A 26106-nucleotide genomic window follows, 5' to 3' on the forward strand; every position below is an offset into this window, starting at 1 on the left:
GGGTTAGTACGCTGTTTCTCACTCACGACCTTTTGCCACGTCGAGGATGCGGTCGGCGGCCGTGACAGCGCCCCCGCCTTCGTGCGCGTGGTCTCGCATGGCCCGCATCCGCGCGCCGATGCCTTCGTCCGCCGCCACCGCCAGGACTGCGTCGCGAATACGTTCCGGCGTCACCTCCGCACGCGGGATCCGGACGCCGAGACCCAGCTCCACCACCCGTTCCGTGTTGACTTCCTGCTCGCCGTGCATCGGCACCAGGACGAGCGGGGTCCCGCAGTAGAACGCCTCCATGACGCTCCCCATGCCCGCCGACGTCACGAACGCCGACGCGTGGCGCAGCACCGCCGGGTGCGGAACCCAGGGGCGCGCCTCGACATTCTGCGGCAGCGTCCCCAGTGACGCCGGGTCGACACCGCCGCCCAGGGTCATCACCACGTTCCAGAGCAGGTCCGCGAACGCGCTCGCGCACTGGCGGAAGAAGTCCGGCTGGTCGTTGAACGCCGACGTCCCGAGGGACACCAGCAACACGGGGTTCCCGTTCGACGGCGGCTCCCAGCCCGTCAGCGGCCGCTGCGGGCCGAAGCACGGCCCGGTGAACGTGTGCCGCGCGTCGAACGTCTCGCCCGCGTACTGGAAGTCGCGGGGAATGAGGACCAGCTTGTGGTCGCGTCCGTCGTCGAGGAACCGTTCGGCGGTCCGGCCGGGAGCTTCGGCCGCCAGCAGGGCGTTCAGGTCGGCGACGAAGTCGTAGGAGTCCTCTGTGGATGGTGGCGACGGGTACCGTGCGACGTGCGCCGGCAGCGAGTAGTGCTCGTTCGACGCGAAACACGCCGACAGCTGGATCGTCGGGCACGCGACGTCGTGGGCGAGCACCCGGCCCGCGATCCACATGGTCGAGTCGAACGCGAGCACGTCGGGCGGGTCGTCCGCCAGCAGCTTCCGCACCGGCGCCAGCGGCTCGAGACAGCTGGACGCGCCGGTCAGCGCGGCGGCCAGGCGGTGCGAACCCGGGTCGTCGGCCGGCCCGTCGTAAAGGAGAGGCCGGGCGCCGGTCGCAGCGATCCGGTCGGCGAACGCGCTCCCGGTGGCCACGGTGACCCGGTGGCCGCGCCGGACCAGCTCGCCGAGGACGTCCAGGACGGGGGTCACGTGCCCGTGGCCGGGCAGGGTGCAGAGCACGACGTGTCGGGTCACACCGGCCATGCTCGCACCGCGCATTCTGGGATTTCGCCAGACGTCCCGCCGCTAGCCTCGGGCGCGAACCCTGGTGGAGGTGGGCGGATGGAGTTCGGCTGGACCGCGGACCAGCGGCAGCGCTACGACCGGACACTGGCCGACACGCGGGCGGCCTTCCCGGCCGCACCCGAGTACGTGTTCAGCCGCGAAAAATGGGCCCTGCTCGGCAAGTTCGGCGTCCTCGGCGCCAGCGTGCCCACTGAGCACGGCGGTGGCGGCCTGACCGCCCTGGAGACGGCGCGGGTCTTCGAAGCCGCCGGACGCGGCTGCCCGGACACCGGCCTCGTCTTCGGCGCCGCCGCGCACCTGTTCGCCTGCACCATGCCGATCGTCGACTTCGCGCGCCCTGCGCTGCGCGACCGGCTCCTGCCCGGCCTCGCCGCCGGCGACCTGATCGCCGGCAACGCGATGACCGAGCCCGAAGCGGGGTCCGACGTCGGCGCGCTGCGGACCACGGCCATCCCGGTCGACGGCGGGTTCGTCCTCGACGGCGTCAAGAGCTTCGTCAGCAACGGCCCCGTCGCCGACGTCCTGGTCACCTACGCGGTCACCGACCCGGCCGCCGGTCACTGGGGCATCACCGCCTTCGCCGTCGACGCCCGTTCGCCGGGAATCGTCCTCGGGGAGCCGTTCGGCAAGCTCGGCATGGAAGGCTGCCTGGCCTGCGAGGTCACCTTCACGGAGTGTTTCGTGCCCGCGGACGCCGTCCTCGGCGAACCGGGCCAGGGCTCGGCGATCTTCCAGCACTCGATGGGCTGGGAGCGCGCCTGCCTGTTCGCGCTGTACCTGGGCGTGCAGGACCGGCTGATCGAGCGCTGCCGGGAGCACGTGCGCGAGCGCCGCCAGTTCGGCAAGCGGCTCGCGGAGTTCCAGTCGGTGTCCAACCGGATCGTGGAGATGAAGCTGCGGGCCGAAAGCGCCCGCCTGCTGCTGTACCGGGCCTGCTGGGCGCTGGACCAGGGCGAAGACGCGACGCTGTTCGCGGCGCTGTCGAAGCTCGCGGTGTCCGAAGGGACGGTGGCGAGCGCGACGGACGCCGTGCAGCTGTTCGGCAGCCGCGGCTACCTGCGCGCGCAGGGGATCGAAGCCGCGCTGCGGGACGCGATCGGCGGGACGATCTTCTCGGGCGCCTCCGACGTGCAGCGGCAGCTGGTCGCGATGGAACTGGGGTTGTGAGCACCATGGACCTGCTGCACCAATTGGTTCTCGCCGCGAAGGAGCGCACACCGGACGCCCCGGCCGTGCATGCCGGCGCGACGACCGTGACCTACCGCGAGCTGGACGAGCTGGCGGACCGGCAGGCCGCCGGGCTGCACGCGGCCGGCGTCCGCCGCGGCGACCGGGTGCTGATCTGGGCGGAGAAGAGCGTCGAGGTGGTGGCGCTGATGCAGGCGTCGCTGCGGCTGGGCGCGGTCTACGTGCCGGTCGCGCCGTCGAACCCCGTCTCGCGGGTGCGGCTCATCGCCGACGGCTGCACACCCGCACTGGTGGTCGCCGACGAGGCGGGACTCGCGGCCGGCTGGGGCGCGAACCCGCCGCCGCTCAGCTCGTTCGCCGCACTGTCCACAAGCGACACACCGCCGCCGCTCGAGCACGTCGGCCCGGACGAGCCCGCCTACATCCTCTACACCTCCGGCTCGACGGGCGCGCCGAAGGGCGTCCTGATCAGCCACCGCAACGCGCTCGCGTTCGTCGAGTGGGCCGCGGCCGAGACCGGGCTGCACGCGGGCGACCGGCTGGCCAACCACGCGCCGTTCAACTTCGACCTGTCGGTGTTCGACCTCTACGGCGCGTTCCTCGCCGGGGCGTCGGTGGACCTGGCCGGTTCGGACCTCTCGTACTCGCCCGCCGAGCTGACCGAGTTCCTGCACGGGCGCGGGATCAGCGTGTGGTACTCGGTGCCGTCGGCGCTGCTGCTGATGATGCGCCACGGCGGCCTGCTCGACCGGCCCGCCCCGGCGTCGCTGCGGGTCTGCGTGTTCGCCGGGGAACCGTTCCCGATCGCCGGGGTGCAGACGCTGCGCCGCGCGTGGCCGGACGTCCGGCTGTTCAACTGGTACGGCCCGACCGAGACCAACGTCGTCACCAGCTACGAGGTGACCGACGCGGACCTCGCGCGAACCGGCGGCCTGCCGATCGGGCGGGCGTGTTCGGGCGCCACGCTGACGCTGTCGGACGGCGAGATCGTCGTCGACGGCCCGACGGTCATGCTCGGCTACTGGGGTGCGGCGCCGCAGCTGGGCGGCTACCGCACCGGCGACGTCGGCCGGTACGACGCGGCGGGCGAGCTGGAGTACGCGGGCCGCCGCGACGCGATGGTCAAGCTCCGCGGCCACCGCATCGAGCTGGGCGAGATCGAGACGGCACTGGCCCGCCACCCAGCGGTGGCCGAGGTGGCGGTGGTGGTGGCGGGAGCGGGCATCGACGCGCGTCTGCGCGCGGTGATCGTCCCGCGCCCGGACCAGCGCGTGACGCTGCTGGGGATGAAGGCCCACTGCGCGGCGCACCTGCCGAAGTACATGATCGTCGACGAGGTGAGCCTGGTCGACGAGCTGCCCCGCACGGCCAACGGGAAAACGGACCGGGCCAAGCTGGCCGCGGCTCACTGACGCGGAAACGGAAGAGGGCGGTCCCGAAGCCCGGGACCGCCCTCTTCCGTCGTGCTCAGGAGTTTCGGGCGATGACGTAGTGGGTCGGCAGGTCCAGACCCGAGCCGCCGGCCAGCGTCTCCGTCGTGCGCAGCAGCAGTTCGCCGCCGTCGATGACGGTGAAGCCGCCCAGCTCGTACACCGTCTCCAGTTCCGCCTCGCCCGCCGCCGGCTGCAAGCCGATGCCGAAGTAGATCGACACCCGCTCCAGCTTCGGGAGGTCGTTGGCCGGGTCGGCGATCAGCTGCTGCATGTACGTGTAGCTCGCCGGCGTCAGCTCCTGGTCGAACACGCACCCGCGCGCCCCGGCCAGCACGGCCAGGTTGCGCGCGCACGCCACCCGCCGGTCGACCGGCAGCTGGTGGATCACGCCCGAGAGGTAGATGTTCACGTCGCCGTACTGCGCATGGAACGCCGCCACCGCCGCGTCGTCGAGCACGTCGAGCAGCTCGTAGGAGACGTTGTCCGCGGCGTTCTCCACCCAGGCCCGGTTCAGCGCGGCCTCGGCGATGTCGACGCCGACGACCCGGTCGTACAGCCTGGCCAGGTACTTCGTCTGGGTTCCGTTGCCGCAGCCGAGGTCGACGAGCGGGAGCGCCGGGTCGAAGTGCGCCTTGAACAGCTCGGCGTGCGCCGCCGCGCCGTCGGCCGGCTCGCAGTCCCAGAAGGCCGCGCCCGCGCGGTCCGGGAGGTCCGTCCAGTAGGCCTCCCACACCTGGCCGTCCTTGTTCGCCATGGTCGGCTTCTCCCGCCGGGTCAGTTCTTCGGCCACGGGATTTCCGGGGCCGCGTAGTACTTCACGCCGAGCGCCGTCCACCGCGGGCCCTGCGCCGCCAGCCGGGACGCGAACGACGTCCAGTCGTGGCTCGCCTGCGGCGACCAGCCGATCTCGGCGATCGCGGGCAGCCGCGGGAACGCCAGGTAGCGGACGTCGTCGAGGCTCCGCACGGTGTCCGTCCACAAGGGAGCTTCGACGCCGTCGATGTTCGAGGTGAGCGCGCCGGGCACCACCGCCGTCGGATCCCAGCCGTAGGCGGCCTGGACGCTGATGTCGCCCGCCCACTCCAGGCCGATGCCGGCCGGAACACCGGGGGCGTACTTCATGTCGAGGTAGGTGTAGACGCACGGGGCCATGATCAGCTTCGCGCCCTGTTGGCTGGCTCCGCCGACCTCGTTCTGGGTGCCGTCGTAGATCCAGAACTCGCCGGTCGCGCCCTTCGGCGGGGTCGCCGTGAGCATCTCCGCCCAGCCCAGCAGCTTCTTGCCGAGCTTGGCCACGATCGGCGCGATCTTCTTCATGAACGCGGTGTACTGCGCGTCGTCGAGGTCCTGGATCTCGTCGCCGCCGACGTCGAGGTAGCCGCCCGGGGTCAGCGCCGCGAGCTGGCCGAGCACGTCGCCGATGAACTGGTACGTCACCGGCTTGCCGACGCACAGGTCCGACCGCGGCGCGGGGGTGAGTCCGGTGTAGACCGGCCCGGCGACGCCGTCGCAGTTGAGCTCGGCGTACGACGACAGCGCCGCGCCGAAGTGCGACGGCATGTCGATCTCCGGCACCACTGTGATGTGGCGGCTCTGCGCGTAGGCGACGATGTCGCGGTACTGGGCCTGCGTGTAGAACCCGCCCGCTCCGCCGCCGGAGCCGGTGCTCGCGCCCTTGGCGGTCAGGTTCGGCCAGCCGTCGATCTGCAGCCGCCAGCCCTGGTCGTCGGTGAGGTGCAGGTGCAGGTTGTTGACCTTGTACAGCGCGATGTCGTCGAGGTACTTCTTGACGTCGGCGACCGGCAGGAAGTGCCGCGCCACGTCCAGCATGGCACCGCGGTACGGGTAGCGCGGGTAGTCGAGGATGTGGCCGCCGGGCACCGTGAGCGTCCCGCCGAGCGAGGCGGGCAGGAGCTGGCGCAGCGTCTGCACGCCGTTGAACAGGCCGGCGGGCTGCGCGGCCCGGATGGCCACCCCGGACGCGGTGCTGTCGAGCTGGTAGCCCTCGGCGCCGACGCGCGGGTCGGCGCCGCCGAGCAGCAGCGAGATCCCGGGCAGCACCTTCGAGAGCCCGGGCAGGGCGGGCGCGGGCACCACGGGGACGCGGAACCGGGTCGCCGGGCGGAGCAGCCCGGCGAGGTAGTCGGCGACCTGACGGGCATCGGTGCCGCCGGAGGTGAACACCACCGTCTCCGGACCGAGCCGGTAGCGGTCGGCCGGGTCCGGCGTCACCGACACCGGCGCCGGCACGATCTGCTGCAGGGCCGATGCGGCCGGCACCGGCTGCGGGGCGGCGCCGGCGGGCACCGCGGGGGCGAGCAGGCCGAGGAGGGCGAGGAACAGCACCCCACGCCTGGCACTTCGAGCGGTCATGAGCCGTCCATTGCGGATAGTGGTGACGGGAAGAAGAGAGTGGCCTCTTTCTCTTAACTTCCTGGTGGCGGGCGAGTCCACCCGATCGGCCGACGTCTGGGGAGACTGCTAGGTCCGGTTACTCCGCACGCCGGAACAACTAAGGTTGTGAACCGACAACCTTCCGTCACCGACTGTCAACCTTTGGCCGTTTTTCGGCCGGTTCCCATCCGCCAAGATCGAGTGGTACGAGCTGCCACAGAAACGGGTGACCGACATGACCGAGACGCCGACCGCCGTCCACTACCGTGCCTACCTCCTCGCCTACGACCTGGAGAAGGAAGACCTCTACGACCGCACCCGCACGGCGTTCCTGACCCGCGCCGGCGTGCTCACCGAGCTGGCGCTGCGCGGCAACATCGCCGACGAAGACGGCGACGCCGTGCTGGTCAGGTCGGACCCGACCGGCGACCCGGTGCTCGACCGGCTGCTGGCCCAGATCGGCAACGAGAAGCGCAGCTGGAAGTCGTGGATCCGCCACGACTACAAGGAGACCCTCGACGCGATCGAAGAGCAGCTGGTGGCCCAGAAGCTGCTGACGGTCGACGAGAAGAAGGTCCTCGGCGTCGTGCCGAAGACCCACGTGACCGTCACCGACCCGGCACTGGCGAAGGCTCTCCAGGAGCACGCGGTCGAGGTGCTGCACGGCTCGACCCCGGCCGCCCAGGTCGGCGCGGACGACGCCGCGCTCGTCGCGCTCGCCGCCGCCGGGACGGTGCCGAGCGTCGTCACGCGCAAGGAGAGCAAGGGCGAGTACAAGGACCGCATCGAAGAGCTGACCGACCGCGTCGGCGAGGTCGCGCCCGGCCTGGAGAAGGCCCTGCGTGGCATCCGCCTCACGATGATCGCCGCCCAGGGCGGCCTCGGCTTCAGCGGCTGACTCCCTTACCGCGACGAAAGGACCCGGTGGCCGTTTCGGCCACCGGGTCCTTTCGCGAGAGCGGAGATCAGCCGAGCGCGGGCATGACCTTGTCCGCGAACAGGTTCAGCGTGCGGGACATCGTCTCCAGCGACTGGCCGCCGAAGTCGAGGTTCCACAGGATGACGTCCGGGCCGAGCACGTCGCGGACCTCTTCGATGCGGCCCAGGACCGTGTCCGGCGAGCCGACGACCGCCTTGGCCTCCAGGCCGTCGGTCTCCAGGTCGAAGCTCGCCATCTGGCGCGCCATCGCCGTGTAGCCCTCGTACGCGGGCGATTCGACGTTGTGCCAGGACAGGATCGCTTCCTTGAAGGCGTTGAACGACTTCACCATGAACGGCACGGCCAGGTCGCGCGCCTCCTCGTCGGTGTCGGCGATCAGCAGCGGGATGCTCACCGCGAACTTCGGCTTGCGGCCCGAATCCCCGTGCTCCTCCAGGAAGGCGGTGCGGTACAGCTCGACGTACTCGCGCTTGCGGGCCATCTCGTTGAGCTGGGTCGAGCTGATCAGCAGGTTGAAGCCCTTGCGGCCGGTCCAGTCGAAGCTGGCCGGGGTCGCCAGCGCGGCCACCCACACCGGCGGGCCGTCCTGCTGCACCGGCGCGGGCAGCGAGTTCGCGTTCTCGTAGGAGAAGAACGGCGTGTCCTCGGTGACGTCCTTTTCGTTCCACAGCCGCACGACGGCCTCGATCGTGGCGAGGAACCGCTCGCGGCTGGTGTCCATGTCGACGCCGAACGCCTCGAACTCGTAGGGCAGGAAGGCCCGCGCGAACCCGACGTCCAGGCGGCCACCGCTCATCACGTCGACCTGCGCGGCGTGCGCGGCGATCTGGATCGGGTGGTGGAACGAGGCCTGGATGCCGCCGGTCATCAGGCGGATCGACTGGGTGCGCGCCGCCACGGCCGACAGGAACGCCAGCGGGCTGGGGGAATATCCGCCGTAGGAGCGCAGGTAGTGCTCGGTCATCTTGACGTAGTTCAGGCCGAGCCGATCGGCGAGCACACTGACCTGCAGCACATCCTGGAAGTACTGCGAGGCGGTCGTGGTCTCCGGGTCGCAGTCCGGCAACAGCGAGACGCCATACTCCACGTTCTGATACCTCCGGCGAATAGGGTGGCGAGCCTGGATGGGCCGGCTGCCACCTTTTTCCACCCGCCCGGCCCGGGACAGCCGCCCTAGCAGGCGAACCCTGGGGGAACTCTTAAGGAGTCCCGCGCCCGGAGCTGAGGTTTTGCCTAGAGACCCCATGCTAGCCCGGCTTCCCTCATGAGGGCGTGCGTAGCGTCGCGGCAGCCGCGTCGGACACGTTCGTTAGGGGAATTCGGTGACTCTGGGGTATCTCTTCGGCGCGAACATCTCCGATCCCGACCCGGAGCACGGTGCGCACCTCTACGAGGCGTACCCGGCCATGCGCCGCTCCTACGAGCAGGTGCGCGACTGGACCGGCCTCGAACCGCGCGCCCTGCTGCGCGGTGAATTCGAGCCCCGGGGTGACCACGACCGCTTCAGCCTCGCCGGCATCCGGCTGGCCGCACTGGCTTTCGGCATCCACGACGTGCTCGCCGAGTCCGACGTCCACCCCGGCGTCGCCGGGGGCATCAGCCTCGGCGGCCTGATCGCGAGTTCGGTGGCGGGCGCGGTGGACCGCCGGGTGCTGTTCGACCTGCTGGTGCGCGAGGCCAAGACGCCGGTGCCCGACCCGGCGCCCCCGGCGCAGGGCGCGGCCATCGCCTTCCTCCCGGTGACCGAAGACCCGACGTTCTACTACGGCGACCGGCGTCCCGGCGTGTACCTCGGCGGCGACTTCGGCGTGCTCGCGAACGGCACCGCGCGGCTGCTCATGCTCAGCGGCACGGCCGACGCACTGGACGAGCTCGTCGCGCAGAGCCCGCCCGGGATGATCAGCGTCATCGACGGCCAGCCGTTCGCCGTGCATTCCCCGCTGCGCCAGTACGCGACCGACTTCATGGCGCCCACGGTCGCGGCGATGGCGGTGACGGACCCGCGGATCCCGGTGTGCTCGTTCCTGGAGGAGCGCGCGCTGACGACAGCGGACGAGGTCCGCGATCTGTTCCAGCGCAACAAGACCACCACGATGAGCCTGCCGCACGTGTGTGCCGGGATGAAGGCACAGGGCGTCCGGCTCGCCTTCGTGCTCGGCCCGACGCTGCCGGCCGGGGTGCTCGACTTCGCGTTCCCCGTCGTGCGCATCACCGAGCCGCACCACGTCACCGACGCCATGACCGCGATCTACGACCACGCGGTCGACCTGGTCGCCCCCGCCTGACCCGAGCAAGGAGAAGACCGTGAGCACCCGCACGCACGAACGTGCCAGCCTGACCGACCACTGGTTGTCCCTCGACCTCGACGCGTGGACGCGGCACGTGGTGCGGAGGCACTTCAACCCCGAGCTCGGCAGCCCGTACTGGCTCAAGCGCGCGACCGAGCTGTCGTTCGACCCGCTGGACATCACGCGGTACGACCAGCTCGCCGAGTTCGGCCCGTTCCCGCCCGGCGACCTGCGCGGCATCGACCCCGGCGACCTGGTGCCGCGCGCCGTGCCGCGGCCGCTGACCGGCCGCGTGTGGGAGTCCGGTGGCACCACCGGCGACCCGGTGCGCGTGTTCTACACCGAAGACATGATGACCCACCGCGTCGAATGGCGGCGCTGGTCGTACCTCTTCGACGGCTACCGGCCGGGCCGGACCTGGCTGCAGGCGACGCCGAGCGGGCCGCACCAGATCGGCAACGGCGCGATCGAGCTGTCCGAGCAGCTGGCCGGGCTCGTCTACGGCATCGACATGGACCCGCGGTGGATCAAGCAGCTCATCCGCGCCGGCAAGATGAAGGAGCTGGGGGAGTACACCGACCACGTGCTCGCGCAGATCGTCGACATCCTGCGCTCGCAGCACGTCCACTACCTCAACACCACGCCCGCGCTGCTGCAGAAGCTGATCGCGCGGCAGCCGGAGCTGGTCGCCGCGCTCGACGGCGTCCGCCTCGGCGGCACGCACATGAGCCCGCGGATGTACCAGGACTTCGTCCAGGCCCTCGACGGCGGGCTCGTCCGCTCGGGCTACGGCAACACCTTCGGCAACGCGGTGAGCCTGCACCCCGAGGACGGCGGCGCGATTCTTCCCTACGCGCCGACTTACCCGCAGGTGACGATGTCCGTCGTGGACCCGGCGGACTTCCGGAAGAACGTCGACAACGGACAGTTGAAGCTCACCGTGCTGCACGAAGACCTCTTCCTGCCCAACCTGCTCGAGCGCGACGAGGCGACCCGCTACGACACCAAGGGCGAGTGGCCGGTCGACGGCGTCTTCAACGTGCGCCCGCTGCAGGTGAGCCAGGCCGCCCCGGAAGGCCTCTACTGATGGCGCCGACGGTCGTCGTCATCGGCGCCGGCGTCATCGGCGCCGCGGTGACCTACCACCTCGCCCGGCGCGGGGCGCGGGTGCACTGCGTCGACCGCGCGGACCGGCCCGCCTCCGGCACGACGGAGGTCGGCTTCGCCACGGCGACGGCGTACCGGCGCTTCCCCCGGGCGTACTTCGAGCTGAACCAGGCGGGCATCGACGAGCACGCGGCGCTGGCCGGGGACTCCGCACCCTGGTGGCACCGCACCGGGACGGTGGCCTGGACCGACGACGAGTCGTTCGCCGGCTACCTCACCCAGCTCGAAGAGTGGGGCTGCCCGGTCGAGCGGCACGTCCCGAACGGCGGTTCGGTGGTCTTCCCGTCGTCGGGACCGGTCGCCTTCCTGCCGTCCGAGGGCTGGATCGACGCGGTCGCCTTCACCCGCCACCTCCTGGACCAGGCGGTTTCCCACGGCGCCACGCTCGAACTCGGCGCCGAGGTGACGTCGGTGTCGCGCGGTGCAGGGCTCGCGGACGGCCGCCGGATCGAGGCCGACGTCGTGGTCAACGCCACCGGATCGGCCGCCGACGAGATCGGCGCGCTGGCCGGCGCCCGCCCGTTCCTCGGCGCGCCCCGGCGCAGCCTGATCGCCCACTTGCTGGTCGACGGCGACCCGCTGGACTTCATCCTGCGCGCACCGGAGGTCAGCATCCGGCCGGACGGCCCGGGGCGCGTGGTCCTGCGCTCGGACCGCGTCGACCGCGGCCTGCCCCCGCGCTCGGGCACCCCCGACCCGGAGTTCGTGAAGGACCTCCTGGACCGGGCGGCGAAGGTCGTCCCGCTGCTCGGCACGGCGACCGTGCGCACGGCCGCCGTGGTGGACGCGCGGTGTGCGCGTGACGAACTGCCGAGTGTCGGGCCGTTGTCGGCGCTGCCGGGGTACTACGAGGCCGTCGCGAGCGCGGGCGTCACGCTGGCGCCGTTGTTCGGCAAGGCGCTCGCTGCCCGCATCGTCGACGGGAAGCCCGATGCGCTGGTCGACGTCTTCACACCGGACCGCTTCGGTGCCGGGGTCGTGAGTGAGAAACAGGGTTAGAACACTGTTTCTCACTCACGACAGCCGCGGCAGACTCCAGCACTAGGTGGTTCCCCAAAAAATCCGCCGCATACTGATCTCGCACCGCGGGAAGCGGTGCGAAGGGGTGTAGCTCTCAATTGGCCAGAGCAGCGGTTTCCAACACCGACGGTTGCAGGTTCGAGTCCTGCCGCCCCTGCCACGAACACCGCGCCACCGGTCCCGGCCGGGCCCGCCGACCGTTGGGAGTGACCGAGGTGACCCTCTGGACCGAGCTGCTCGGCAGCCAGACCCACGTCCTCGGCGAGAAGCACCGGACTCGCGTCATCGAGGCCGGTGACGGCGAAGCGCTCGTGCTGCTGCACGGCGTCGGCGGCCACGCCGAGGCGTACGCGCGCAACGTGAACCGGCTCGGCCGGCACTACCGCGCGATGGCGATGGACCTGCTGTGGCACGGCTTTTCCGCCAAGCCCGACTTCACCCACGACGCCGTCGGCACGTACGTCGAGCAGGTGCTCGACCTGCTGGACTCCCAGGGCATCGAGCGCGCGCACCTCGAAGGCGAGTCGCTCGGCGGCTGGGTCGCGCTGACGCTCGCGCTGGAGCACCCCGACCGCGTCGGCAAGCTCGTGCTCAACACCACCGCGGGCATCAAGTGGGCACCCGGCTCGGTCGACGAACGGCCCGCCGAAGGACGCGAGGCCCTGCGCGCCCGTTCGCTGGCCGCCATCGAAAACCCGACCGCGGAGACCATTCGCACGCGGCTGGAGTGGCTGATGGCCACCCCGGACCGGGTCACCGACGAGCTGGTCGAGGTCCGCCGCCGGATCTATGCCGAGCCCACGACCAACGCCGCCCTGCGCACGGTGTTCGAGAACTCCTTCGGGTTCGGCTCCGGCCCGAACCGGAAGATCTCCGAGGACCGGCTGGCGGCGGTGAGCGTGCCGACGCTGGTGCTGTGGTCGGACCACAACCCCGGCAGCGGGCCCGACGTGGGCCGCCGGATCGCGAAACTCATCCCGGGCGCGGCTTTCCACTGTGTCGCCGACGCCGCGCACTGGCCGCAGTGGGAGCAGGCCGAGGAGCACGACCGCGTGGTCCTCGGCTTCCTGGGCCGTGCGGAGTGACCAGCAGGAGGACGGACCCCATGCGCATCCGCAGTCTCGCCTACGTCGGACTGTCCACAAGGGAGGTTCCGGCGTGGGAGACGTTCGCCGCGGACGTCCTGGGCCTGCCGGGCCAGTGGGTCGACGACGGACGTCTGCTGCTGCGCATGGACGAGCGGGCCTACCGCTTCGACGTGCGCCGCGGCGAGAGCGAAGCGCTGTCCTGGCTCGGCTGGGAAGTGGCGAGCGCCGCCGACCTGGCCGCGCTCGAACACGACCTGGTCGCGGCCGGCGTCGCGGTGACCAGCGCGACCGCCGCCGAGTGCGCCGACCGCCGCGTCGCGGGCATGGCCTGGCTCGAAGACCCGTCCGGGCTGCGCCACGAGCTGTTCTACGGGCAGGAGGCCGACTTCCGGCCGCTGCGCCTGACGCGCGCGCTCACCGGCTACCGGACCGGCGAGCACGGGATGGGCCACGCCGTCGTCGGCGTCACGAACTACGCCGAAACGCTGGCGTTCCTGGTGGACACGCTCGGCTTCGGCGTCAGCGACACCTTCAAGGGCTTCATCGCGTTCCTGCACTGCAACCCGCGCCACCACTCGATCGCGCTGGTGGAGACCGACGAGCCCGGACTGCGGCACATCATGCTGGAGACGACGACGCTCGACGACGTCGGCTCGACCATCGACGTCGCCTACGACCGCCGGATCGTCACGCGCACGCTGGGCAGGCACAGCAACGACCGGGCCGTCTCCTTCTACCTCGAAACGCCGTCGGGCTGGGAGATCGAGTACGGCTGGGACGGCCTCGAGGTGGACACCGCCGACTGGTCGACGCGCCAGCTGGCCGGGCCGACCAGCCTGTGGGGGCACCACCACGTGACCGGCACCGAGATCAAGACCTCATGACCCCCGACGCCATCGACCCGGACATCACCCAGCTGTCCGGCTGGCAGCGGGAATGGGTCAAGGCCGCGCGCGCTTCGGTCGACGAGGAAGAGCTGGCGCTGCTGTGCCAGGCGGCCACCGACATCCCCAGTCCGACCGGGTGCGAGCGGGAGCTGGCCGAGTACTTCCGCGACGTGATGACCTCGGCCGGGACCGACAGCCGGGTGCAGGCGATCGACGAACGCCAGGCCAACCTCGTCACCCGCGTCGGCACCGGCCGCACGGGCGCGCAGCTGCTCCTGCTGGCGCCGCTCGACACGGCGTTCGCGCCGGGCCCCGAGGACGCGCCGTGGCTGGGGGAGCGGCCCCGCCCCGACTTCACGCTGCCCGCGCAGCGCTACGGCGACAAGATCGTCGGGCTCGGCGCGGAGAACCCGAAGGCGTTCGCGGGCTGTGCCCTCGCCGCCGCGCTCGCCGTGCACCGCTCCGGCGTGCCCCTGGACGGGCAGCTGGTGGTCGCGCTCGTCGGCGGCAGCATGCCGGTGCTCGCCGGGGAGCAGTCGTCGCGGCGCAACTCGGGCATGGGCGTCGGCACCCAGTTCCTGATGGACCACGGCCAGTGCTCCGCCGACCTCGCGATCGTGCTCAAGCCGGGCTATTCGGTGGTGCACGAGGAGGTCGGGTTCGTCATCTTCCGCGTCGTCGTGCGCGGTTCGGTCGGCTACACCGGCAGCCGGCACAAGGGGCACTACAGCAACGCGATCGTCGCCGCCGCGCGGATGATCGGGCGGCTGGAGAGCTGGTTCGCCGAGTACACCACGCGCAACTCCTCGGGTCAGGTCGCGCCGCAGGGCGCGGTCACCGCGATCCGGGCCGGTGACGGGACCAAGCCGGCGTTCAACCCGGCGACCTGCGAGTTCTGGGTCGACCTGCGGGTCAACCCGCGCACCACGGTCAACGACGTCGCCGGCCAGTTCGAGGCGATCGTCGCCGAACTGCGCGCGACGGAACCCGCGGTCGGGATCGAGGTCGAGCTGGTCGCCGGCCAGGCGGGCTCGGCCACGCCCGCGGACAGCCCGGTCGTCACGCGGCTGATCCGCGCCTGGGAAGACGTCGAAGGCCGGCCGCACGTGCCGGGCAAGCCGGGCAGCGGCCTGTCCGACGGCGGCGTGCTGCGCCGCCACGGCATCCCGACCGCGCGGATCGGCCTGCCGGTGCCCGCCCACCCCGGCCCGTTCGAAGGGTTTTCCATGGGGGTCGCGGACCTGCCAGCCATGCGCCGGCTGGTCGACCTGCTGGTCGGCGTCGTGGTCGACGTGACCACCCGGCAGCGCGCCGAACTGTGCGAACCCCCTGCGAGCAGTCGAGGAGACGACCGATGACCGACACCGTCGGTGACAAGCAGGCCCCTCCGGCGCGGCAGACGACCGTCGGCGGCCCCGGCCGCCGCGACTGGTCGACCTGGCCCCGCTACGAAGCGGCGGCGCTCGGCTTCCGCGAGTACTGGTACCCGGTGGCGTGGTCGCGCAAGATCGGCAAGAAGCCGCGCGCGATCCAGGTGCTCGGTGAGAAGATCATGCTGATCCGCGACGGTGGCGCGGTCCGCGCGCTGCACGACCGGTGCCCGCACCGCGGGGTCCCGCTGAGCCACGAGATGTCGTCGCAGGAGTTCCCCGGCACGTGGAGCTGCTGCTACCACGGCTGGACGTTCGACCTGGAGACCGGCGTGCTGGTCGCCGCGATCACCGACGGCCCGGAGTCGCCGATCTGCGGCAAGGTCACCGTGCGGACGTACCCGGTCGAGGAGGCCCGCGGCCTGGTGTGGGTGTGGCTGGGCGACGGCCCGGCCCACCCGTTCGCCGAGGACGTCCCGGAGGAGCTGCTCGACCCGGACGCGGTCGTCGTCGGCCGGATCACCGTGCGGGACGGCAACTGGCGCTTCGGCGCCGAGAACGGCTTCGACGACGGCCACGCGAAATGGCTGCACCGCAACGCGTTGTGGACCAAGCGCGTCAAGATGCCGGTGTGGAGCGAGATGAAGGTCATCCGCGACGGGCCGTGGATCACCCGCCGCAAGGACAAGATGCACTACAGCGCCTCGTTCCCCGGCCTCGGCGACTTCCCGAAGAAGAAGTGGTACCGCCGGCGCGAAGGCAACAAGACGAAGGTGTCGCTGCGGCTGCCGGGCACGCTGCGGGTGAAGTACGCGGAGTGGTCGCACTTCGAGTGGTGGGTCGCCGCGACGGCGGAGAACCACACGTACGTCCAGCTCGCCGTGATGAACCAGGGCAAGTGGCGCAACCGCCGGTTTTGGCTCTACTACTGGACGTGGGCGCGCTGGGTGTTCCACGGCATGTTCAACGACGAGGACCGGCTGATGGTCGAGGTGACCGACGCCCCGCCGGAGCGCCTGTACCGCCCCGACGTCTCGCTGACCGAGTGGCGGCGGATGGTCGAGGAGGAGGCCCGGCGCAGCCCGGTCGAGGTCGTCAAGGAGCGCCAGGCGGAGAAGAGGCGGGCGAAGCATGACTGAGCCGTTCCGGCTGGTGGTCGGGATGTCCGGCTCCAGCGGCGCGATCTACGGGATCCGCCTGCTGGAGATCCTCAAGGGCATGCCCGAGGTGGAGACGCACCTGGTGGTCACACCGGCGGCGCGGCAGACGATCGCGTTCGAGACGGACTGGACGCCGGATTCCGTCGCTTCCCTGGCGGATTTCACCTATCGGCCCGGTGACATCGCGGCGCCGATTTCGAGCGGGTCGTTCCCGATCGACGCGATGATCGTGCTGCCGTGCTCGGTGCGCAGTCTCGGGGCGATTGCCTGGTCGCAGAACGACAGTCTTTTGGTTCGTGCGGCCGATGTGACGCTGAAGGAGCGGCGGAAGCTCGTCGTCGCGTTGCGCGAGACGCCGTTGCACCTGGGTCACCTCCGCGCGATGACGCAGGTGACGGAGATGGGCGGGATCCTGGCGCCGCTGATGCCCGCGTTCTACGGACGCCCGAAGACGGTGGGTGACCTGGTGGATCACCAGGTCGGCCGGCTCTGCGACCTGCTCGGGATCCGGCCGCCGGACGAGCTGGTCGAACGCTGGCACGGCCCCGCGCAGGTTTAACCCGCACCGGCGGAAAGCGTGGTGGAAGGTCGCCCGCACCGGCGTCGACGCCGGTGCGGGCGACCTTCAGTCCAAATAGGACGCCAGCGCGTCCCCGTCCTCCAGCAGCGCGCGGTGGTCCACCCGCGCCACCACCTCCGGAGGTACCCGGCACGACGGCGGGAACACCGCCGGCGGCACGGGTTTCGTGCAGTCGAAGATCAGCTTCGTCTCCATCGGGCCCTTCTCGTCCCGATTGTGCCCGTAGGTCACCGGGTTGAGCTGACCGCCGAGGAAACCCGGCATGATCGTCAGGTCGCGGTCGGCCTGGAAGCGCGTCGCCAGGCACCACAGCGTCTCGACTTCGTTGAACACGTCGACGTCGTCGTCCACCACGAACACGTGCTTGAGCAGCGGGTCGACCGCCAGCGCAGCGCACGCCGCGAGCTTCGGCTCGCCCTCGACGCGCTTGCTCATCGACAGGTACAGGTGCGACCGCGCCATGCCCGACAGCGGGAGGTGCACGCCGGTCACCGTCGGGACCGCTTCCTTGACCCGGCGGTAGATGCTGCCCATCCGGGGGAGCCCGCCCAGCATGCTGTGCTCGGTGTGGGCGTTGAAGACGTCGACGAAGATGGGCTTGCGGCGCATGGTGATCGCGGTGATCTTCACGTACGGTTGCGGGCCGGTGCGGGTGTAGAACCGCGGGTACTCGCCGAACGGGCCTTCGACGGCCGTCGCGTCCGGGTCGGTGTCGATCACGCCCTCGATGACGATCTCGGCGCGGGCCGGCACTTCGAGGTCGACCGTCTTGCAGGGCACCATCTCCAGCGGTTCGCCGAGCAGGCCGCCCACGACGTCGAGCTCGCCGCCGATGCCCTCCAGCTTGGACACCGCGCCCATCAGCAGCGCCGGGTGGTGGCCGATGACCAGCGCCACCTCCATCGGCTTCCGCTGCTCGCGCAGCTTGCGCAGCACGTAAGCGGTGTGGTGGGCCGGGTTGACCTGGATGCCCACCTGGTCGCTGCCCTGCTGCTGGTGGCGGAAGATGCCCGCGTTGATCTTGCCGCTGTCGGGGTCGCGGCAGATGGTCACGGCCGAGGTGATGTACTTGCCCGCGTCCAGCTCCTGGTGCTTGAGCAGCGGCAGCAGGCCGACGTCGATGTCGTCGCCGGTGAGCACGACCTCCTGCACCGGCGCGGTGTCCACGGTGACCGGCTTGATCCCGGACCCCTCGCGCAGCGCGTACTCGGGCACCATCGAGCGGACGTCCGCGCCGATGCTGCGCGCGAGCCGCTCGTAGGTGCCGTGCAGGTTGATGAGCAACGGGATCTCGGAGCCGCCGACGTTTTCGCACAGCACCGCCGGGAAGCCGGGGTACGCGGGGTCGTCCTCCATGCGGTCGACCAGCGCGGTGACCTCGAACTCGGGATCGACCGGCTTGCGCACGACCTTGACCTGGCCCGGCTCCAGCTCGGCCAGGAATGTCCGCAGATCCTTTGCCATCAAACGCCTTCCGTTCGCAAGGTGGCTCGCGAACCGAGTATCGGCCCCGGTCACGGCGCCGACGGGGCCCGGACGGCAAGAACTAGGGGAATGCTTCGTCCTGACGCCCGCGTGGCGCTCGGCCGGGGTCGCCGGGTGCTAAATGGTCTCGTCCACGAAGCCGCGCGTCGTCGTACGTCAGGAGAACGACATGACCGTCACCGCAGCGCCGCCCCGCGAAGCCGCGGCGGCCGAACTGGCCCGGTCCTGGGCCGAGGATCCCCGGTGGCGCGGAGTCCGCCGGGACTACTCCGCCGAGGACGTCCTGCGGCTGCGCGGCAGCGTGACCGAGGAGCACACGCTGGCCCGGCTGGGCGCGGAGCGGCTCTGGAACCTCCTGCACACGCAAGCCTACGTCCACTCGCTGGGCGCGCTCACCGGAAACCAGGCCGTGCAGCAGGTGCGCGCCGGCCTCAAGGCCATCTACCTCTCCGGCTGGCAGGTCGCCGCCGACGCGAACCTCTCCGGCCACACCTACCCCGACCAGAGCCTCTACCCGGCCAACTCCGTGCCGCAGGTCGTCCGCCGGATCAACAACGCGCTGCTGCGCGCCGACCAGATCAGCTGGGCCGAGGACGAAAAGGACGCTCCGCACTGGCTGGCGCCGATCGTCGCGGACGCCGAGGCGGGTTTCGGTGGCGTGCTCAACGCGTTCGAGCTGATGAAGGGCATGATCGCCGGCGGTGCCGCGGGCGTCCACTGGGAAGACCAGCTGGCCGCGGAGAAGAAGTGCGGCCACCTCGGCGGCAAGGTGCTCATCCCGACGTCCCAGCACGTCCGCACGCTGCAGGCCGCGCGCCTGGCCGCCGACGTCTGCGACGTCCCCAGCCTCGTCATCGCCCGCACCGACGCCCAGGCCGCGAACCTCATCACCAGCGACGTCGACGACCGCGACAAGCCGTTCCTGACCGGCGAGCGGACCCCCGAGGGCTACCACCGCGTCCGCGGCGGCATCGAGCCCTGTATCGCCCGTGGCCTCGCCTACGCGCCGTACTCCGATCTGCTGTGGATGGAGACGTCCAAGCCGGACCTCGAGGTCGCACGCCGGTTCGCCGAGGCGATCAAGGCCGAGTACCCCGATCAGCTGCTGGCCTACAACTGCTCGCCGTCGTTCAACTGGAAGCAGCACCTCGACGACGCGACGATCGCGAAGTTCCAGCGCGAGCTGGGGCACATGGGCTACAAGTTCCAGTTCATCACCCTCGCGGGCTTCCACGCGCTGAACCACTCGATGTTCGCCCTGGCGCGCGACTACGCCGACGAAGGCATGACGGCCTACGTCGAACTCCAGGAACGCGAATTCGCCGCCGAGGCCGCCGGCTACACCGCGACGCGCCACCAGCGCGAGGTCGGCACCGGCTACTTCGACCTCGTGAGCACGGTCGTCAACCCGTCCAGCAACACCGTCGCGCTGATGGACTCCACCGAGAAGTCGCAATTCTACTGAGCATTTCCCCAGTCCGCACCGTGCTAGAAACAAATTGACGACACATCAGCCACGCGAACAATGGAATTCAGGACGGTTGCCCATGCGCATGCCCGAGAACCTCGAAGACATGGTTTACGGAGTCTATGGAACCACTGAAATCGCGGTGAAGCCATGTCCGTTCACGCAGGCCGAGATCGATGAGCTCGAGAGCACCAACGAAATGCTCATCTACGTGCCCCAGGAGATCTCCGAGGCGCAGATGATCGAGACCGGCAAGCTCAACACGAACTTCCGCTGGGAAGTCGAGCAGAACATGATCAAGAGCCCGATGACCGACGAGTCGCACTGGCTCATCTGCTCGGCCTCGCCGATCCCGGAGATGCTCGGCCAGAGCACCCAGGCCATCTCCCGCGTCTACGACGAAGAGGGCCTCGACGGCATGGACTTCCGCCGGTACCTGGCCTTCGTGCTCACCTACCGACACCTGACCAACGAGTACCCCGACTTCCGGCAGTGGTGCCTGCTCGTCGGCGGCCACTACGACCGCAGCGGCATCTCGCTGGTCGGCTTCGACAAGCACGGCAACTTCGGCCACCACGGCTGGATGAAGAACTTCAAGGCCAAGATGTCCGGCGGCCGGTACGTCGCCTTCGCCCCGCGCAAGCACATCAACGCCGAGACCGAGCGCCTCGAGCGCCCCCGCCGTGGCTCGCGCAACAAGGCCACGCACGACGCGGGCACCGACTGAGGCTTTTCCGAATTCCCAGCACAACCCTGTGCGTGGAACTGTGCCGTCACTGGAGGAAACAACCATGGCAGACGACGAGCGCGTGGACATCACGCGGAAGCTCGTTGAGTTCGTCGAGAAGCACCTGTTGGACGGCAAGGACGTGGGCGAGCTGACCACGACCACGCCGTTGCTGGACTGGGGGCTGCTCAACTCGATCGAAACCACCCGGCTGGTCGCCTACCTCCGCGAGGAGTTCTCCGTGCGGGTGCCCCCCACGGAGATGGTGGCCCGGCACTTCAAGGACATCGAAAGCATCGCCGACCTGGTGACCTCGCTGCGCGCGCCGGTCGCCTGACCCCTGTCTCGGATCTTGAACGGAGAACCTGTGTCCTACGACTACGATGTCGGCATCATCGGCGGTGGCCCGGCCGGTTCCACGGCGGCGTCCTACCTGGCCAAGGCCGGCCTTTCGGTGGTGGTCTTCGAGGGCGAGACGTTCCCTCGCGAGCACGTCGGCGAGTCCCTGGTCCCCGCGGTCATCCCGGTGATGCACGACATCGGGGTCATCGGGAAGGTCGAGGCGGCCGGCTTCCCCCGCAAGTACGGCGCCGCGTGGACCTCTTCGGACACCCGCCCGACCAGCACGCTGGACTTCGACGCCGGCTCGCACGGCCTCGGCGTCGCGGAAATCGCCTACGAGGAGCGCGACCAGGACGGCGTCGACCGCGTCTACGCCTGGCACGTCGACCGCGGCCAGTTCGACTCGCTGCTGCTGAAGCACTCCGAGGAACTCGGCGCCAAGGTCTACCAGGGCGTCCGGGTCAACCGCGTCGACTTCACCGACCGCGACCGCCCGGTGCTGCAGGCGAAGATCGGCGAGCAGCCGATCGAGGTCGCCGTCCGCGTCGTGCTCGACGCGTCCGGCCGCCAGACCCTGCTGGGCCAGCAGCTCAAGGTCAAGGTGCCGGACAAGGTCTTCAACCAGTACGCGGTGCACACGTGGTTCGAGGGCCTCGACCGCGCGTCGCTGGCGCGCCGTCCCGAGGACGCCGACTACATCCACGTGCACTTCCTGCCCCAGGAGAACACCTGGGTCTGGCAGATCCCGATCACCGAGACCATCACCTCGATCGGCGTCGTCACCCAGAAGGAGAAGTTCAAGGAGCACAAGGACGACCTCGAGGGCTTCTTCTGGAACTCCGTCGGCACCCGGCCGGAGATGCTCGACGCGCTCAAGAACGCCAAGCGCGTGCGGAAGTTCAAGACCGAGGGCGACTACAGCTACGGCATGAAGCAGATCGCCGGCGACTCGCTGGTGCTCATCGGCGACGCCGCCCGCTTCGTCGACCCGATCTTCTCCAGCGGCGTCAGCGTCGCGATGAACAGCGCGCGCCTGGCGGCCAAGGACGTCATCGCCGCGCACCAGGCCGGTGACTTCCGGCGGGAGCGGTTCGACAACTACGTCGACACCCTCCGCAAGGGCGTCAACATCTGGTACGACTTCATCTCGATGTACTACCGGCTGAACGTGCTGTTCACCGCGTTCATCGACGACGACCGCTACCGCAAGGACGTCATCCAGATGCTCCAGGGCGACGTCTACGACGCCGAGGAGCCGGCGGCCCTGACCGCGATGAAGGAGTACGTCGCCGCCGTCGAGGCCGACCCCACGCACCTGTGGCACGGGCACCTCGGCAGCCTCAAGGCCTCTTCTTCGGCACTGGCGCTGTTCTAGCCAGACACCCGGTCGTGAGTGGGAAACAGTGTTCTAACCCTGTTTCCCACTCACGACCTTTTCCGGCAGCGTGAGCGGAGAGGTCAGCCATGTCATCGCTCGACGAGCGCACCCCCGAAACCCCGGACACCGCGGCCCCGGCGAGGCGGCCCCGGACCTGGATTTCCTACGGGGTCATGGTGGTCGTCCCGGTCGTCGTCGCGTTCTTCCTGCTGCGCACCGGCGGCGACGAGGGCGGGACCGCGACCGGGCACCTCGCCGGCGCGCCCGACCCGGTGGCCAAGCTGCTGTTCGCCCTGCCGGTGATCTTCCTGGCCTGCCGCCTGCTTTCGGCGGTCTCGCGGAAGCTGGCGCAGCCGACGGTGATCGGCGAGATCTTCGCCGGGATCCTGCTCGGGCCGTCGTTCCTCGGCTGGGTGTGGCCCGCGGCCTACCACTGGATCTTCCCCGACCACCTGGCCGCCACGATCAACACGTTCGCCCAGATCGGCCTGGTCATCTTCATGTTCCTGGTCGGCTACGAGCTGGACGTCGAGCTGGTTCGCCGCCGCAGCAAGGCCGCGGTGCTGGTGAGCCACGCCAGCGTCGCGCTCCCGTTCCTCTCCGGCGTGCTGCTCGCGTTCGCCCTGTACCCCACGCTGGGCGCCGGGGTCGGCCGCCTGCCGTTCTCGCTGTTCCTCGCGATTTCGATGAGCATCACGGCGTTCCCGGTGCTGGCGCGGATCATCACCGACCGCAAGATGGCGAAGCTGCCGATCGCCGCGCTCGCGCTCAGCTGCGCCGCCGTCGACGACATCACCGCGTGGTGCCTGCTGGCGCTCGTGGTCGCCATCGCGAGCGCGACCTCGATGGCCGCCACCGCGGTCACCGTGGGGCTCACGGTCGCGTTCTTCGCGTTCATGCTCTTCGTGGTTCGCCCGCTGCTGCGCCGGCTGTTCGCGCCCACCGAGCAGGGGCAGAAGGCACTGCCGACGACGGCGGTGGTGTCCGTGCTGCTGGCCGGGCTGCTGCTGTCCGCGCTGGCCACCAACGCCATCGGCATCCACCCGATCTTCGGCGCGTTCCTCTTCGGTGCCGTGACGCCGCGTGGGTCGCTGCCGATCCGCCAGGCCACCGAGCAGATGCACTCGCTGACCGTCACGCTGCTGCTGCCGCTGTTCTTCGTCTACACGGGACTGCGCACGAAGTTCGACCTGATCGGCTCGGATGCGGTGCTCTGGCTGTGGTGCGCGCTGATCGTCGTCGTGGCGATGCTGGGCAAGTGGGGCGGTGGCGTGGTCGCCGCACGGCTGTCCGGGATCGGCAGGCGGGACGCGTGGTCGCTGGGCGCGTTGATGAACTGCCGGGGGCTCACCGAGCTGGCGGTGCTCAACATCGGGCTCGACCTCAAGGTGATCAGCCCGACGATGTTCGCGATGCTGGTGATCATGACCCTGGTGACCACGGTGGCCACCTCGCCCGCGCTCTCGCTGATCGAGCGGTACAAGCGGCGCTAGGAGCCGGTCATGCCCGACATCACCTTCCTGCCCTACCCCGCCTACGGCCACATGACGCCGGTGCTGCCGGTGGTCGCCGAGCTCGTCCGGCGCGGGCACCGGGTCACCTGCTTCACCTCCGGCGAGTTCGCCGACCGGGTCGCCGCTACCGGCGCCCGTGCCGCGGACTACGGCTGCGACCTGTCCACCGCGCAGCCGGACATCACGAACGCCGACGAGGCCGCCCGGGCGCCGCTGGACCTGCTCGAGCAGAGCATGGCCGTGCTGCCCGCCGTGGACCGCCTGCCCGCGCCGGACCTGCTCGTCTACGACACGACGCTGTGGGCGCCGGGCCGGCTGCTGGCCCGGAAGCGGAAGCTGCCGACCGTGCAGCTTTCGGCGACGGTGGCGTCGAACGAGCACTTCTCGCTGACCAAGGAGAACCAGACCTTCGGCGAGGCGGTCGACCCGGCGCACCCGGCGATCGCCCGGTTCGTCACGCGCCTGGGCGAGTACTTGGCCGACCACGGCCTCGGGGCGCTGACGCTGGAGGAGTTCTTCACCGGCGGTGACGAGTTCACGCTGGTGTTCCTGCCCCGCGCGTTCCAGCCGGCCGGGGAGACGTTCGACGAGCGGTTCGCCTTCGTGGGGCCGCCGGCCGGGGCGCCGGCCGGTTCGTGGCGGCCGCCCGCCGACGGCCGTCCGGTCGTGCTGATCACCTTGGGCACGACCGTCAACGACCGGCCGGAGTTCTTCCGCACCTGCGCCGAGGCGTTCGCGGGCCTGCCGTGGCAGGTCGTGCTCACCTTGGGGAACCGGGTCGATCCGGCGACGCTGGGGCCGTTGCCGGCCAATGTGGAGGCCCACCGCTGGATCGCGCACGGCGACGTCCTGCCGCACTGCTCGGTGTTCCTCTGCCAGGGCGGGATGGGCAGCCTGATGGAGGCGCTGTTCTTCGCCGTCCCCGTGATCGCCGTGCCGCACCACCCGGAGCAGCACATCAACGCCCGGCAGATCCGGCGGCTCGGCCTGGGTGCCTCCCTGGACAAGGAAACCGTGACCGCCGCGCGGATCCGGGACACGGTGCTCGCCGTCGACCGCGACCAGGACGTGCGCCGGCGCGTCGAGCTGATGCGGCGCGAGGTGCGCGCCGCGGGCGGGGCGGTCCGGGCCGCCGTCGAAATCGAAGCCGTCGAAAGCGAAGCCAGAGCCGCCGCGAACCTGGCCGAAGGGAGCCGGAAGTGACCGAGCCGTCGCCGTTGCCCGTCAAGCGGAGCTGCCCGTTCGACCCGCCGGACGAGTACCGGACCCGGCGGGGGATCAGCCCGCTGGCGTTCGAAGCCAGTCCCGGCCCGGCCACCGGCTGGCTGGTGACCAAGCTGTCCGACGTCCGCACGGTGCTGGCCGACGCCCGGTTCAGCCACCGCAACGACCTCGTCGCGCTCGCGGTGCCGCCGCCGTTCCCGATGGACACCTACGAACCCGAGCCGGCCGCACCCGGTGCGTTCCCGAAGATGGACGGTGCCGACCACGCGCGGTACCGGAAGCTGATCGCGAAGTACTTCACCGTGCGGCGCACCCGGGAGCTGATCCCGGCCGCGGAGCGGATCGCCTCCGAGCTGCTGGACGCGATGGCCTCGGGAGGTGCCGGGGCCGAACTGGTCACCGCGTACGCCGAGCCGCTGGCCACCCGGCTGATGTGTGAACTGGTCGGAGTGCCGGAGTCCGACCGCGAAGAACTGTTGCACCATTTGAACGTCGTGGCCCGGATGCGGTATTCGCTGGAGGAACTGATCGCCGCGATCACCGTCGTCGGCGGCACGCTGGAGCGGCTCGTCGACGCGGCGTTCGACGACCCGCGCGACGACCTGCTCGGCGAGCTGGCCCGTACCGGCGAGCTCGACCGGCCGGAGCTGGTGAACCTGGCCTGGGCGCTGATCGGCGGCGGGTTCGACACGACGACGAACATGCTGGCACTGGGCACCTTCGCGCTGTTCGAGCACCGCGACCAGCTGGAGCGGCTGCAGGCCGAACCGGCGCGGTGGCCCAACGCCGTCGAAGAACTCCTGCGGTACTTGACGGTCTCGCACCTCGGCGCGAGCCGGGCGGCACTGGCGGACGTCGAACTGGGCGGCCAGGTGATCCGCGAAGGCGAGACCGTGGTCGTCGCGCTCCCGGCGGCCAACCGTGACCCCGAGCGCTTCCCCGACCCCGACCGGCTCGACATCGGCCGGGTGACCCAGGGGCACGTCGCGTTCGGCCACGGCGTGCACCAGTGCATCGGCCAGCACCTGGCCCGGTTCACGATGCGGGTGGGGTTCGAGGCGCTCTTCACGCGCTTCCCGGCGCTGCGGCTGGCCGTGCCCCGGGAACAGGTCCCGCTGCGCGACGACATGCTCCACTACGGGGTCCACGCGCTGCCCGTCACCTGGACCTCCGGAGTCCTCTAGGCACCGCACTAGACCTGACCTGTC

At 70.5% G+C, this 26106-nt stretch carries 23 protein-coding genes and 1 tRNA gene; 19 read left to right on the forward strand and 5 right to left on the reverse strand.

Annotation, left to right across the window (positions count from 1 at the left end):
- Nucleotides 1–18: 18 nt before the first annotated feature.
- Nucleotides 19–1194 carry a macrolide family glycosyltransferase gene (locus OG738_RS24950; protein WP_329044482.1) on the reverse strand — a complete coding sequence of 392 codons (1176 nt, stop codon included), beginning with the start codon at nt 1192–1194 and terminating at the stop codon, nt 19–21.
- An 87-nt stretch (nt 1195–1281) separates the two neighbouring features.
- Between OG738_RS24950 and OG738_RS24955 the strand changes: the two genes are divergently transcribed.
- Together OG738_RS24955 and OG738_RS24960 are read left to right on the forward strand one after the other, a co-directional pair.
- Entirely contained in the window at nt 1282–2412 is a 1131-nt protein-coding gene (locus OG738_RS24955; RefSeq protein WP_329044484.1) for an acyl-CoA dehydrogenase family protein, read from the forward strand.
- 5 nt (nt 2413–2417) lie between these two features.
- On the forward strand, nt 2418–3845 hold the full coding sequence (locus OG738_RS24960; RefSeq protein ID WP_329056826.1) for an AMP-binding protein: 1428 nt from the start codon (nt 2418–2420) through the stop codon (nt 3843–3845).
- A gap of 55 nt (nt 3846–3900) precedes the next feature.
- Here OG738_RS24960 and OG738_RS24965 read toward each other — a convergent pair whose 3' ends face one another.
- Together OG738_RS24965 and OG738_RS24970 are read right to left on the reverse strand one after the other, a co-directional pair.
- Nucleotides 3901–4656, reverse strand: a complete 756-nt coding sequence (locus tag OG738_RS24965) for a class I SAM-dependent methyltransferase (protein WP_329044485.1) — start codon at nt 4654–4656, stop codon at nt 3901–3903.
- On the reverse strand, nt 4641–6239 hold the full coding sequence (locus OG738_RS24970; RefSeq protein WP_329044487.1) for a beta-N-acetylhexosaminidase: 1599 nt from the start codon (nt 6237–6239) through the stop codon (nt 4641–4643). The genes OG738_RS24965 and OG738_RS24970 overlap by 16 nt, the downstream gene beginning before the upstream one ends.
- A gap of 256 nt (nt 6240–6495) precedes the next feature.
- On the opposite strand from OG738_RS24970, the gene OG738_RS24975 reads away from it, so the two are divergent.
- Nucleotides 6496–7158 (forward strand): GOLPH3/VPS74 family protein, encoded by a 663-nt coding sequence (locus OG738_RS24975; RefSeq protein ID WP_329044489.1) that lies wholly within the window; start codon nt 6496–6498, stop codon nt 7156–7158.
- Between the two features lie 67 nt (nt 7159–7225).
- Here the strand turns inward: OG738_RS24975 and OG738_RS24980 are convergent, their stop codons facing one another.
- Nucleotides 7226–8287 carry an LLM class flavin-dependent oxidoreductase gene (locus OG738_RS24980; RefSeq protein ID WP_329044491.1) on the reverse strand — a complete coding sequence of 354 codons (1062 nt, stop codon included), beginning with the start codon at nt 8285–8287 and terminating at the stop codon, nt 7226–7228.
- Nucleotides 8288–8522: 235 nt separating this feature from the next.
- Here OG738_RS24980 and OG738_RS24985 point away from each other — a divergent pair, with 235 nt between their 5' ends.
- The 9 genes from OG738_RS24985 to OG738_RS25025 all read left to right on the forward strand — a co-directional run bounded on the left by OG738_RS24985 (nt 8523) and on the right by OG738_RS25025 (nt 16739).
- Nucleotides 8523–9485, forward strand: a complete 963-nt coding sequence (locus OG738_RS24985; protein ID WP_329044493.1) for a hypothetical protein — start codon at nt 8523–8525, stop codon at nt 9483–9485.
- Between the two features lie 19 nt (nt 9486–9504).
- Nucleotides 9505–10575, forward strand: coding sequence for a hypothetical protein (locus OG738_RS24990; protein WP_329044495.1), 1071 nt, complete (start codon nt 9505–9507; stop codon nt 10573–10575).
- The gene (locus tag OG738_RS24995; RefSeq protein WP_329044497.1) at nt 10575–11654 is read left to right on the forward strand and encodes an NAD(P)/FAD-dependent oxidoreductase; all 1080 of its coding nucleotides are present in this window, start codon (nt 10575–10577) and stop codon (nt 11652–11654) included. Before OG738_RS24990 ends, OG738_RS24995 begins: the two co-directional genes overlap by 1 nt.
- Nucleotides 11655–11756: 102 nt before the next feature.
- Nucleotides 11757–11835, forward strand: a tRNA-Trp gene (locus OG738_RS25000).
- 55 nt (nt 11836–11890) lie between these two features.
- Complete coding sequence (locus OG738_RS25005; protein ID WP_329044498.1) at nt 11891–12760, forward strand: alpha/beta fold hydrolase; 870 nt, start codon at nt 11891–11893, stop codon at nt 12758–12760.
- A 20-nt stretch (nt 12761–12780) separates the two neighbouring features.
- Nucleotides 12781–13647: a VOC family protein gene (locus OG738_RS25010; protein ID WP_329044499.1), complete on the forward strand. Its 867-nt coding sequence runs from the start codon at nt 12781–12783 to the stop codon at nt 13645–13647.
- A complete protein-coding gene (locus OG738_RS25015; protein WP_329044500.1) occupies nt 13644–15008 on the forward strand; it encodes a M20 family metallopeptidase in 1365 nt (454 codons plus the stop codon). Before OG738_RS25010 ends, OG738_RS25015 begins: the two co-directional genes overlap by 4 nt.
- Entirely contained in the window at nt 15005–16159 is a 1155-nt protein-coding gene (locus OG738_RS25020; protein ID WP_329044501.1) for a Rieske 2Fe-2S domain-containing protein, read from the forward strand. The genes OG738_RS25015 and OG738_RS25020 overlap by 4 nt, the downstream gene beginning before the upstream one ends.
- A complete protein-coding gene (locus OG738_RS25025) occupies nt 16152–16739 on the forward strand; it encodes a UbiX family flavin prenyltransferase (protein WP_329044503.1) in 588 nt (195 codons plus the stop codon). The genes OG738_RS25020 and OG738_RS25025 overlap by 8 nt, the downstream gene beginning before the upstream one ends.
- 66 nt (nt 16740–16805) lie before the next feature.
- On the opposite strand, the gene OG738_RS25030 is transcribed toward OG738_RS25025, so the two are convergent.
- Nucleotides 16806–18224 carry a UbiD family decarboxylase gene (locus OG738_RS25030; protein WP_329044505.1) on the reverse strand — a complete coding sequence of 473 codons (1419 nt, stop codon included), beginning with the start codon at nt 18222–18224 and terminating at the stop codon, nt 16806–16808.
- Between the two features lie 190 nt (nt 18225–18414).
- Here OG738_RS25030 and aceA point away from each other — a divergent pair, with 190 nt between their 5' ends.
- From aceA to OG738_RS25065, 7 genes are all read left to right on the forward strand, one after another.
- Complete coding sequence (gene aceA, locus OG738_RS25035) at nt 18415–19710, forward strand: isocitrate lyase (protein ID WP_329044507.1); 1296 nt, start codon at nt 18415–18417, stop codon at nt 19708–19710.
- A 109-nt stretch (nt 19711–19819) separates the two neighbouring features.
- The gene (locus tag OG738_RS25040; protein WP_329044509.1) at nt 19820–20440 is read left to right on the forward strand and encodes a hypothetical protein; all 621 of its coding nucleotides are present in this window, start codon (nt 19820–19822) and stop codon (nt 20438–20440) included.
- A gap of 64 nt (nt 20441–20504) precedes the next feature.
- Complete coding sequence (locus OG738_RS25045) at nt 20505–20777, forward strand: acyl carrier protein (RefSeq protein ID WP_155545874.1); 273 nt, start codon at nt 20505–20507, stop codon at nt 20775–20777.
- 30 nt (nt 20778–20807) lie between these two features.
- The gene (locus tag OG738_RS25050; RefSeq protein ID WP_329044511.1) at nt 20808–22157 is read left to right on the forward strand and encodes an NAD(P)/FAD-dependent oxidoreductase; all 1350 of its coding nucleotides are present in this window, start codon (nt 20808–20810) and stop codon (nt 22155–22157) included.
- 89 nt (nt 22158–22246) lie between these two features.
- Nucleotides 22247–23653, forward strand: coding sequence for a cation:proton antiporter domain-containing protein (locus tag OG738_RS25055; RefSeq protein WP_329044513.1), 1407 nt, complete (start codon nt 22247–22249; stop codon nt 23651–23653).
- Nucleotides 23654–23662: 9 nt separating this feature from the next.
- Nucleotides 23663–24877 carry a macrolide family glycosyltransferase gene (locus tag OG738_RS25060; protein ID WP_329044514.1) on the forward strand — a complete coding sequence of 405 codons (1215 nt, stop codon included), beginning with the start codon at nt 23663–23665 and terminating at the stop codon, nt 24875–24877.
- Entirely contained in the window at nt 24874–26082 is a 1209-nt protein-coding gene (locus tag OG738_RS25065; protein WP_329044515.1) for a cytochrome P450, read from the forward strand. The genes OG738_RS25060 and OG738_RS25065 overlap by 4 nt, the downstream gene beginning before the upstream one ends.
- Nucleotides 26083–26106 lie beyond the last annotated feature (24 nt).

The sequence above is a fragment of the Amycolatopsis sp. NBC_01488 genome, assembly GCF_036227105.1.
Classification (GTDB): Bacteria; Actinomycetota; Actinomycetes; order Mycobacteriales; family Pseudonocardiaceae; genus Amycolatopsis.

What these genes read in the sequence shown, in the direction of transcription:
- OG738_RS25010 (WP_329044499.1), top strand. Translation starts at nt 12,781, where the DNA reads ATGCGCATCCGCAGTCTCGCCTACGTCGGACTGTCCACAAGGGAGGTT.
- OG738_RS24995 (WP_329044497.1), top strand. Translation starts at nt 10,575, where the DNA reads ATGGCGCCGACGGTCGTCGTCATCGGCGCCGGCGTCATCGGCGCCGCG.
- OG738_RS25020 (WP_329044501.1), top strand. Translation starts at nt 15,005, where the DNA reads ATGACCGACACCGTCGGTGACAAGCAGGCCCCTCCGGCGCGGCAGACG.
- OG738_RS25055 (WP_329044513.1), top strand. Translation starts at nt 22,247, where the DNA reads ATGTCATCGCTCGACGAGCGCACCCCCGAAACCCCGGACACCGCGGCC.
- aceA (WP_329044507.1), top strand. Translation starts at nt 18,415, where the DNA reads ATGACCGTCACCGCAGCGCCGCCCCGCGAAGCCGCGGCGGCCGAACTG.
- OG738_RS25025 (WP_329044503.1), top strand. Translation starts at nt 16,152, where the DNA reads ATGACTGAGCCGTTCCGGCTGGTGGTCGGGATGTCCGGCTCCAGCGGC.
- OG738_RS25060 (WP_329044514.1), top strand. Translation starts at nt 23,663, where the DNA reads ATGCCCGACATCACCTTCCTGCCCTACCCCGCCTACGGCCACATGACG.
- OG738_RS25015 (WP_329044500.1), top strand. Translation starts at nt 13,644, where the DNA reads ATGACCCCCGACGCCATCGACCCGGACATCACCCAGCTGTCCGGCTGG.
- OG738_RS24955 (WP_329044484.1), top strand. Translation starts at nt 1,282, where the DNA reads ATGGAGTTCGGCTGGACCGCGGACCAGCGGCAGCGCTACGACCGGACA.
- OG738_RS25030 (WP_329044505.1), bottom strand. Translation starts at nt 18,224, where the DNA reads ATGGCAAAGGATCTGCGGACATTCCTGGCCGAGCTGGAGCCGGGCCAG.
- OG738_RS25045 (WP_155545874.1), top strand. Translation starts at nt 20,505, where the DNA reads ATGGCAGACGACGAGCGCGTGGACATCACGCGGAAGCTCGTTGAGTTC.
- OG738_RS25040 (WP_329044509.1), top strand. Translation starts at nt 19,820, where the DNA reads ATGGTTTACGGAGTCTATGGAACCACTGAAATCGCGGTGAAGCCATGT.
- OG738_RS24975 (WP_329044489.1), top strand. Translation starts at nt 6,496, where the DNA reads ATGACCGAGACGCCGACCGCCGTCCACTACCGTGCCTACCTCCTCGCC.
- OG738_RS24960 (WP_329056826.1), top strand. Translation starts at nt 2,418, where the DNA reads ATGGACCTGCTGCACCAATTGGTTCTCGCCGCGAAGGAGCGCACACCG.
- OG738_RS24970 (WP_329044487.1), bottom strand. Translation starts at nt 6,239, where the DNA reads ATGACCGCTCGAAGTGCCAGGCGTGGGGTGCTGTTCCTCGCCCTCCTC.